Below are 7,905 nucleotides of genomic sequence, written 5' to 3' on the forward strand. Positions count from 1 at the left end.
ATCAATGCTGTTCAATGTGGCAGTTACTGAACAAGGTTCGCCGCTTCATGGAAACCGTCAGCCCGTTTCCCAGTGGAAAACATGGACAGGCAAAAGTGTAGCGGTATTAGGAACAGCTATTTAGGGCGTTAGGCATTGGTATAGCGCACCCGCTCCGGTAACCAACGTTCAATCAGCGCTTTGGCATGTTCTGGATAGTGTGCATGAAGGTGACGAGCCACGCGCTGTACTTCGGGGATCAGTGCCTGATCGCGCAGTAAATCCGCCACTTTAAACTCGGCGCTGCCGGTTTGCCGCGTACCCAGCAGTTCGCCGGGACCGCGAATCTCTAAATCCCGTTGCGCAATAACGAAACCGTCGTTGCTGTCGCGCATCACCTGCAAGCGCTGTTGTGCAGTTTTACTTAGCGGCGTCTTATAGAGCAACACGCAGTGGGAGGCTATGGCACCGCGTCCGACGCGACCGCGCAACTGGTGCAATTGTGCCAGGCCCAGCCGCTCTGGGTTTTCGACGATCATCAGGCTGGCGTTGGGCACATCCACCCCCACTTCGATGACCGTGGTTGCCACCAGCAGTTGCAGTTCGCCCTGTTTGAACGCCTGCATCACCGCCTGCTTCTCTTGCGCTTTCATCCGGCCGTGTACCAATCCAATTCTCAGACCTGGCAGCGCGGCCTTCAGTCCTTCGCAGGTGGCTTCAGCGGCTTGTGCTTCCAGCAGGTCGGACTCTTCAATCAGCGTGCAGACCCAATAGGCCTGTCGCCCTTCTTCCCGACAGGCACGATCGACGCGGGTGATAATATCCTCACGGCGAGAATCGGGGATGGCGACCGTTGTCACTGGCGTTCTGCCGGGCGGCAGCTCATCGATGACCGACGTATCCAGGTCGGCATAGGCAGTCATCGCCAGCGTGCGTGGGATTGGTGTTGCTGTCATGATCAACTGGTGAGGGTGAAAGCCCTGTTCCCCCCCTTTTTCCCACAAGGCTAGCCGTTGATGCACACCAAAGCGGTGCTGTTCATCGATGATCACCAGCGCTAGCCCACTAAATTGCACCTGCTGCTGAAAAATAGCGTGCGTACCCACGATCATACTGACCTGACCATTGGCGATGGCCTCTTGTTGCGCAACGCGGGCTTTGCCCTTTTGCTTGCCGGCCAGCCAGCCGACCTCAATGCCAAGGGGTTCAAACCAATGACGAAAGTTGATGGCGTGTTGTTCCGCGAGCAGCTCGGTGGGTGCCATTAACGCCACCTGTTTGCCGTTAGCGATGGCGCGCAGTGCCGCCATGGCTGCCACCAGCGTTTTTCCGGAGCCGACATCCCCTTGAACCAGACGCATCATGGGGAACGGTTTCTCCATGTCGGCTTCAATGTCGTTGATGACGCGGGTTTGTGCCTGAGTCAGCGCGAACGGGAGGGCGGCCAACAGTCGCGTTTTTAATTCGTCCTGTGCGTGCAGTGCAAGCGCGCGATGGCGCTGCGCACCGGCGCGTACCGCCAGCATGCTTAAGTGATGCGCCAGCAGCTCTTCCATGATTAGACGCATTTGTGCCGGGTGTTTGCCGTGCTCAAGCTCATTCAGTTGCGTGCCTGCCGGGGGACGGTGCAGAGTATGTAACGCTTCAGGCAGCCCAATCATGCCGCGGCTTAGCTCCTGCGGCAGCAACTCTTCTATCGGTTGTGCATCCAGACGCTCCAGCGCCTGATCGGTCAATTTGCGCAGCGTGGCCTGACGCACTCCTTCCGTGGTTGGGTAAACCGGCGTCAGTGAGGCCTGTAATTCCACCGGTTGCTGTGCATCGCCCTGTACGCGGTATTCTGGGTGAATAATTTCTGCCCCATTCTTGCCTCGTTTGATTTCACCGTAGGCGATAACGTGCTGGCCTGGTGCCAGGCTATTTTTCATTGCGGCATTGAAGTTGAAGAAGCGCATCGTCAGCACGCCGCTGCCGTCGCTGATTTGGCAGGTCAGCGTACGTTTGCGTCCAAAGACGATATCGTTGCGCAACACGTCACCTTCCACGGTGGCATAGATACCGGGCAGCAGGTCGCCAATGGCGTAGAGGTGGGTGCGATCTTCGTAACGCAGCGGCAGGTGCAGCAACACATCCTGCACGGTTTCCAACCCGAGGCGCGCGAGTTTAGCCGCCTGACTGGCACCGACCCCCGTGAGGGTGTTCAACGATTGGTTATTCAGCAGGTGGCTTTTCATTGGCGCTCTCGCTATTCGGCGGCGGATTGCATGGCTGCCCACCATGCCGTGTCGGCAATGATCTGGCCCTGATGGTCGATGCGCGGGCGGGGGAGTTTTTTCCGCGTCGCTACGCGCGCCAGCACCGGATAGCCCCCTTCGAACAGCAAGCGCTGTTGCTCATCGTCATCAAGCATGCCCGCTTCACGCTGGTACATACCCGCGTTTTGACGTTGGCGTTGGGCTTCGTAAAGGATCAGCGCAGAAGCGACCGACACGTTCAGGGATTGCACCATGCCGATCATCGGAATGATGATGTCCTGGTCGGCCAGCGCGAGCGCTTCCTGCGTGATGCCGGTTTTTTCCTGACCGAGCAGGATGCAGGTCGGTCGCGTGTAATCGACTTCACGAAAATCGACCGCCTTGGCTGACAGGTTGGTCGCCAGAATCTGCATGCCTTGCGTTTTTAAATGCGAGACGGCATCGGCGATGGTGCGATGTGTTTTGACCTGTACCCAACTGTTGCTGCCTGCTGCTGCTGACACCAGTGTACGCATGCGGCTGGTGGGCCAAACGGCGTGGACTTCGTGGACGCCAACGGCATCGGCGGTACGAATCACAGAGGAAATATTGTGGGGTTTGTGCACCTGTTCCATACACACCGTCAAATCGGGTTGACGGCTGGTCAGCATCTCTTGGATGCGGGCGTAGCGTTCTGGTGTCATACGATGTCTCTTGCGTTATCCCGGTACCATGTGTGAGACCGGGATCGTCAGGGCTATCACTGGTACGGTGGCGATCAGTTGCGATTACGGGTCACTTTGATGACATCCGGCATCACGCGGATTTTGCGCATGACATTAGCCAGATGTACCCGATCGCGCGTGGTCAAACGGATAAAGGCGCTATACACACGACCATCCCGTTCTTCCGTATTGATGTTCTGAATATTGGAGTTGGCGGCATTAATCGCTGCGGTCAGGTTGGCCAATGCCCCCTGATGGTTGAACATGTCGACTTTAATCTCAGCGATAAACTCTTGTTCGGTAACCTTATCCCACTCGACCGCCATGAATTTTTCTGGCTCTTTCTGGTAGCCGCGAATATTTCGACAAGACTCATGGTGAACCACCAAACCTTTGCCGGGGCTGACGTGCGCCACAATCGGGTCACCGGGGATCGGGCGGCAGCATTTGGCGAACGTAATCAATACGCCATCTGCACCTTTGATCGGCAGCTTGCGCAAACCGGTGTGCTCTTGCTGTAACGGCTGCTCATCCAACAGGTTTTTCGCCACGACGATGCTCATGGCGTTACCGAGGCCAATCTCTGCCAGCAGGTCATCCAGCGAGGTGAGTTTCATGCGATCCAACTCAAGCTGGATGCTGGTTTGTGGAATATCGCTGAGTTTTCTGCCATTACCCAAAGCGTGGTTCAATAAACGACGTCCCAGGCTCACCGAATCGTCACGCTTGAGATTCTTCAGCATTTGGCGAATCTTGGCGCGAGCGCGCGAACTGACGACAAAGTTTAACCATGCCGCATTGGGGCGTGCGCCGGGGGCGGTAATGATCTCCACCGTCTGCCCACTGCTGAGCGATTGAGAGAGCGGATAGGGCTGTCTGTCGACGCGTGCGCCGACGCAGGCATGTCCGATATCCGTATGTACCGCGTAGGCAAAATCGACCGGTGTCGCGCCAGCCGGTAGCTCGATAATGCGCCCTTCCGGGGTGAACACGTACATTTCATCGGGGAAGAGATCGGATTTGACGCTCTCGATAAACTCGAACGAGCTGCCCGCACTTTGTTGCAGTTCCAGCAGGCTCTGCATCCAGCGCTGAGCACGGACCTGTGCCGTGGTGCTGCTTTCACCTTCTTTGTACGCCCAATGCGCCGCCACACCCATTTCGGCCATCTGGTCCATGTCTTCGGTACGGATCTGTACCTCGACCGGCACGCCGTGCGGCCCAATCAACGAGGTATGCAGCGATTGGTAGCCGTTCGCCTTGGGAATGGCGATGTAATCTTTGACGCGGCCAGGACGCGGTTTGTACAGGCTGTGCACCTGTCCGAGCACGCGATAGCAGGTATCCAGCTCTTTAACGATCACCCGAAACGCGTAGATATCCATGATGGAATGGAAACGCTGTTCTTTCAGGTGCATCTTGCAGTAGATGGAATAGAGGTGTTTTTCGCGTCCGCTGACGCGACAGGGAATGCCTGCTTCGTTCAACCGCCCTTCGATTTCGGAAAGGATTTTTTGGATCATTTCCTTGCGGTTGCCGCGCGCGGCTTTGACCACTTCCTTGATCACACGATAACGGTTTGGATACAGCGCCTCAAAACCCAGCTCTTCCAACTCGGTTTTCAGATGATGAATACCCAAACGGTGCGCCAGCGGGCTGTAAATTTCCAGCGTTTCACGCGCAATGCGGCGACGCTTGTCAGGACGCAGCGAGCCCAGCGTGCGCATGTTATGCGTGCGGTCAGCCAGTTTGATGAGAATGACGCGGATGTCCTGCACCATCGCCATAATCATCTTGCGGAAGTTCTCGGCCTGCGCTTCTTTCTTATCGCGGAATTTCAGCTTGTCCAGCTTCGAAACGCCATCTACCAGTTCGGCGACGCTCTTGCCGAATTGTTGTTCAATATCCTGGTAGGTGGTGGGGGTATCTTCGATGGTGTCATGCAACAGCGCGGCCATCAGCGTCTCATAGTCAAGACGCATCTCCGCCAAAATACCGGCAACAGCGACGGGATGGGTGATGTAAGGTTCACCGCTGGAGCGAGTCTGCCCCTCGTGAGCATCACGTGCAACAATATGAGCCTGCTGAAGGCGCTTGATCTGGTCTTCCGGCAGATAGCGCTGTATCAGCAGATTGAGGCTTTCGAAGATATACAAGGGCGACCCGTAGCGAGATTAACGACGACCTTCAGCAATCGCGGTGACCGCCTGGATCTCTGCGGCTTCTTGCTCTTGCTGTTCCTGACGCTCACGCACATCCAGAATCTGGTTGTTGATCAGGCCTTCTTCGATTTCGCGCAGCGCAATCACGGTGTATTTGTCGTTCTCTTCAGGGACCAGCGGATCTTTTCCGCCTGCTTGCATCTGGCGGGCGCGGCGAGCAGCGACCAACACCAGGTCAAAACGGTTACCAATTTTCTCAACAGCGTCTTGAACAGTTACGCGTGCCATAATGTGCTACTCCACAGGAAATAAAATGACTGCGCATCATACTGAAAGTGATGTCAGTCTGCCAATAGTTTGGTGATTAATGCATCATGCCGCAATGCCTGGCGGCTCAGCAATAAGCGTTCAGCACGGATGATGGTTTTCAGATCGGACAGCGCCAGATCGAAATCATCGTTGACGATCAGATAATCGTATTCCGCGTAGTGTGTCATTTCAGCCACCGCTTGCGCCATACGTCGTGCAATCACCTCATCGCTGTCTTGGCCGCGTCCGCGCAGACGGCGCCCCAACTCTTCTTTGGACGGCGGCAGAATAAAGATACTGCGTGCCTGCGGCATCCGGCGGCGGATTTGCTCTGCGCCCTGCCAATCGATATCCAGAAAAATATCTACGCCGGTTGCCAGCACCTGCTCAATGGCTGCTTTGGACGTGCCGTAGTAGTTGCCAAACACTTCGGCGTACTCAAGGAAAGCATCTTCCTGAATCATACGCTTAAATTCATCCACAGAAACGAAGAAATAGTGTTCTCCGTGGTTTTCCCCCGGGCGTTTGGCTCGGGTGGTGTGGGAAATCGACACCTGGGTGTCATACAACGGCTGCGTTTTCAGTAACGCATTTATTAAACTGGATTTTCCCGCGCCGCTGGGGGCAGAAACAATGTATAACGTGCCTTGAGCCATAATGATGAACGTAATGTATGGTGAATGTGATGGGTCGATTGGACGGCCTTGCCTGTACCAATTTTTGCATTATACACGATACGCGCACTAATCTTTACCGTCGCGTCACCGGATATCACATCGTGTGATGACTGGATTCGTGATCGCTTTCGATAGTTTGCTTAAATTTTCATGTGCTATGCATTTTTCGCGCGTTTTTTGGTTTCTGAGGCGTTTTGGTGTGTGCCAGCATAACGGCAGAAACGTACAAGGATGCGCTTGTGAGACAATCTGTTCTCCAATACGGCACGGTGTTGTTTTTCCAAGTGCTGTTGCAATCATTGACGATGCTGGTGCGAACATCAATATCCGATCCCCACGTGCGGGCCGTGACGCTGGTGGCTCAGGAAAAGCGTTTTTCAGTATGCTGGGATCGTTATTCCTGGTGGCAGCGGTTGGAAAGAAGGCTTGATTCCGCGCCTGATACGACAAAAAAACCAATACCTCACCGGCACTCTTTACAAGTGGTGAAAATAATAACGCGCTGGATTAAGCAAGGAACGAAAACTATTCGCTGTATCCATAAAATTTCCTTGCAACGGTAAAAGGCTGTCCCCGGTCTTGTCTTATCACCAGCGTAGAGGGTTATGCGCTAATCGGCGCGTCTAATAAAAACATTAGTGGTGTTTACGTTTAACAATGGTGCATTTTTGAAAACCAAGGTAAGCGTTAAAAAAGTATATTATTCATGAACTCATCAATTATTCCTGTGTCCTAATTTTTTTAAAGAAGCCTTGGTTGATGCTGGAGCCATAATAAGATGTCGGTGATTACCTCTTTTTCACAGTCTGCTTTGTCGTTGTTTCTCGCCGTGTATATTGGATTGTTTCTCAACGTCTCCGTCTATTATCGCCGCTTCGATGATGTCGCTTCTCCTGCTGGATCTACTCTTACCAAATTCCTGCCCGCGCTGATTGAATTATCGCTCAGCGTGCTGTTTACCTTTTTCCTGATGCGGTTGATCTCACTGGATGGTCGTTATTTCTACCGACTTATCGCCTCACTATTAGTGTTGGTTTCTGTTGCCGCCAGTTACTACATGACGTTTTTTAATGTGGTTATTGGTTACGGGATAATTGCTGCGGTGATGACCACGGATATTGATTTGTCAAAGGAGGTGATTGGCTAGCGATTTATGGTCTGGGCGCTGTGCATCAGCGCCATACCTTTGGCGATCATCTGGAAGGCCGATTTGCGCAATACCCTTATCGAACAATTAAAAACGCCAGGGAAACGTATTAAACCCGTGTCAATCCTGCTGGCTGTTGTCGCGTTGGTATGGGGCACCATGGAATATATGGGGACCGAGCAAAAGCGCATGGAAAAACGAACCAATATCGATTTGCCCAGCTATGGCGGTGTTATTGCGCACTCGTATTTGCCGTCCAACTGGATTTCGGCGTTGGGGTTGTTCGCTTACACGCAATATGATGAAAGTCAGGATGCGGCGGAGCTGTTCGACCCCGCCCAAAATTTTACCTATATAGCCCCTGCTGGTATTGAGGATACCTATTGTGGTTTTTATTCTGGGGGAGACGGCCCGCTGGGATCATATGGGGCTGCTCGGTTATCAGCGTGATACCACACCGCAACTGTCGAAAGAGCGTAATCTGGTGGCGTTCCGGGGTCAGTCTTGTGATACCTCAACCAAACTCTCCATGCGCTGCATGTTCGTGCGGCTTTGTTGAATAAATCAGAACTTGTAACGACTGTGCCCCATCGGGTCGATTGTTACGTGATGCGAATACTGTTCGGCATTCCTAATAGCGTGATCCGGTTAAGCGCTTTGACCATCGCCATG

The 7,905-nt window shown here is 53.8% G+C and carries 7 protein-coding genes and 2 pseudogenes; 3 read left to right on the forward strand and 6 right to left on the reverse strand.

Translation table 11 applies throughout. The annotated features are described in order from the left end of the window. A partial coding sequence (locus ACTBDZ_RS12690; protein ID WP_438813920.1) for a hypothetical protein occupies positions 1 to 101 on the forward strand: 101 nt, incomplete at its 5' end. Between the two features lie 27 nt (positions 102 to 128). On the opposite strand, the gene recG is transcribed toward ACTBDZ_RS12690, so the two are convergent. The 5 genes from recG to gmk all read right to left on the reverse strand — a co-directional run bounded on the left by recG (position 129) and on the right by gmk (position 6,065). Further along, the gene (recG, locus tag ACTBDZ_RS12695) at positions 129 to 2,213 is read right to left on the reverse strand and encodes an ATP-dependent DNA helicase RecG (RefSeq protein ID WP_438815583.1); all 2,085 of its coding nucleotides are present in this window, start codon (positions 2,211 to 2,213) and stop codon (positions 129 to 131) included. A gap of 11 nt (positions 2,214 to 2,224) precedes the next feature. After that, a complete protein-coding gene (gene trmH, locus ACTBDZ_RS12700; RefSeq protein ID WP_438815584.1) occupies positions 2,225 to 2,917 on the reverse strand; it encodes a tRNA (guanosine(18)-2'-O)-methyltransferase TrmH in 693 nt (230 codons plus the stop codon). A 74-nt stretch (positions 2,918 to 2,991) separates the two neighbouring features. After that, on the reverse strand, positions 2,992 to 5,094 hold the full coding sequence (spoT, locus tag ACTBDZ_RS12705; protein WP_438815585.1) for a bifunctional GTP diphosphokinase/guanosine-3',5'-bis pyrophosphate 3'-pyrophosphohydrolase: 2,103 nt from the start codon (positions 5,092 to 5,094) through the stop codon (positions 2,992 to 2,994). Between the two features lie 18 nt (positions 5,095 to 5,112). Beyond that, positions 5,113 to 5,388, reverse strand: a complete 276-nt coding sequence (gene rpoZ, locus ACTBDZ_RS12710; protein WP_195316190.1) for a DNA-directed RNA polymerase subunit omega — start codon at positions 5,386 to 5,388, stop codon at positions 5,113 to 5,115. A gap of 53 nt (positions 5,389 to 5,441) precedes the next feature. Then, positions 5,442 to 6,065 carry a guanylate kinase gene (gmk, locus tag ACTBDZ_RS12715; protein WP_438815586.1) on the reverse strand — a complete coding sequence of 208 codons (624 nt, stop codon included), beginning with the start codon at positions 6,063 to 6,065 and terminating at the stop codon, positions 5,442 to 5,444. 260 nt (positions 6,066 to 6,325) lie between these two features. On the opposite strand from gmk, the gene ACTBDZ_RS12720 reads away from it, so the two are divergent. Beyond that, a complete protein-coding gene (locus ACTBDZ_RS12720) occupies positions 6,326 to 6,649 on the forward strand; it encodes a hypothetical protein (RefSeq protein ID WP_438815587.1) in 324 nt (107 codons plus the stop codon). A 215-nt stretch (positions 6,650 to 6,864) separates the two neighbouring features. Next, positions 6,865 to 7,783, forward strand: a pseudogene (locus tag ACTBDZ_RS12725) (phosphoethanolamine transferase domain-containing protein); the annotation flags it as partial. Positions 7,784 to 7,835: 52 nt separating this feature from the next. Here the strand turns inward: ACTBDZ_RS12725 and ACTBDZ_RS12730 are convergent. Next, positions 7,836 to 7,905 (reverse strand): annotated as a pseudogene (locus tag ACTBDZ_RS12730) (surface-adhesin E family protein); the annotation flags it as partial.

Source organism: Symbiopectobacterium sp., from assembly GCF_051710365.1.
Classification (GTDB): domain Bacteria; phylum Pseudomonadota; class Gammaproteobacteria; order Enterobacterales; family Enterobacteriaceae; genus Symbiopectobacterium.

Coding starts and splice junctions, on each gene's coding strand:
- gmk (WP_438815586.1), bottom strand. CDS start 6,065: ATGGCTCAAGGCACGTTATACATTGTTTCTGCCCCCAGCGGCGCGGGA.
- trmH (WP_438815584.1), bottom strand. CDS start 2,917: ATGACACCAGAACGCTACGCCCGCATCCAAGAGATGCTGACCAGCCGT.
- recG (WP_438815583.1), bottom strand. CDS start 2,213: ATGAAAAGCCACCTGCTGAATAACCAATCGTTGAACACCCTCACGGGG.
- rpoZ (WP_195316190.1), bottom strand. CDS start 5,388: ATGGCACGCGTAACTGTTCAAGACGCTGTTGAGAAAATTGGTAACCGT.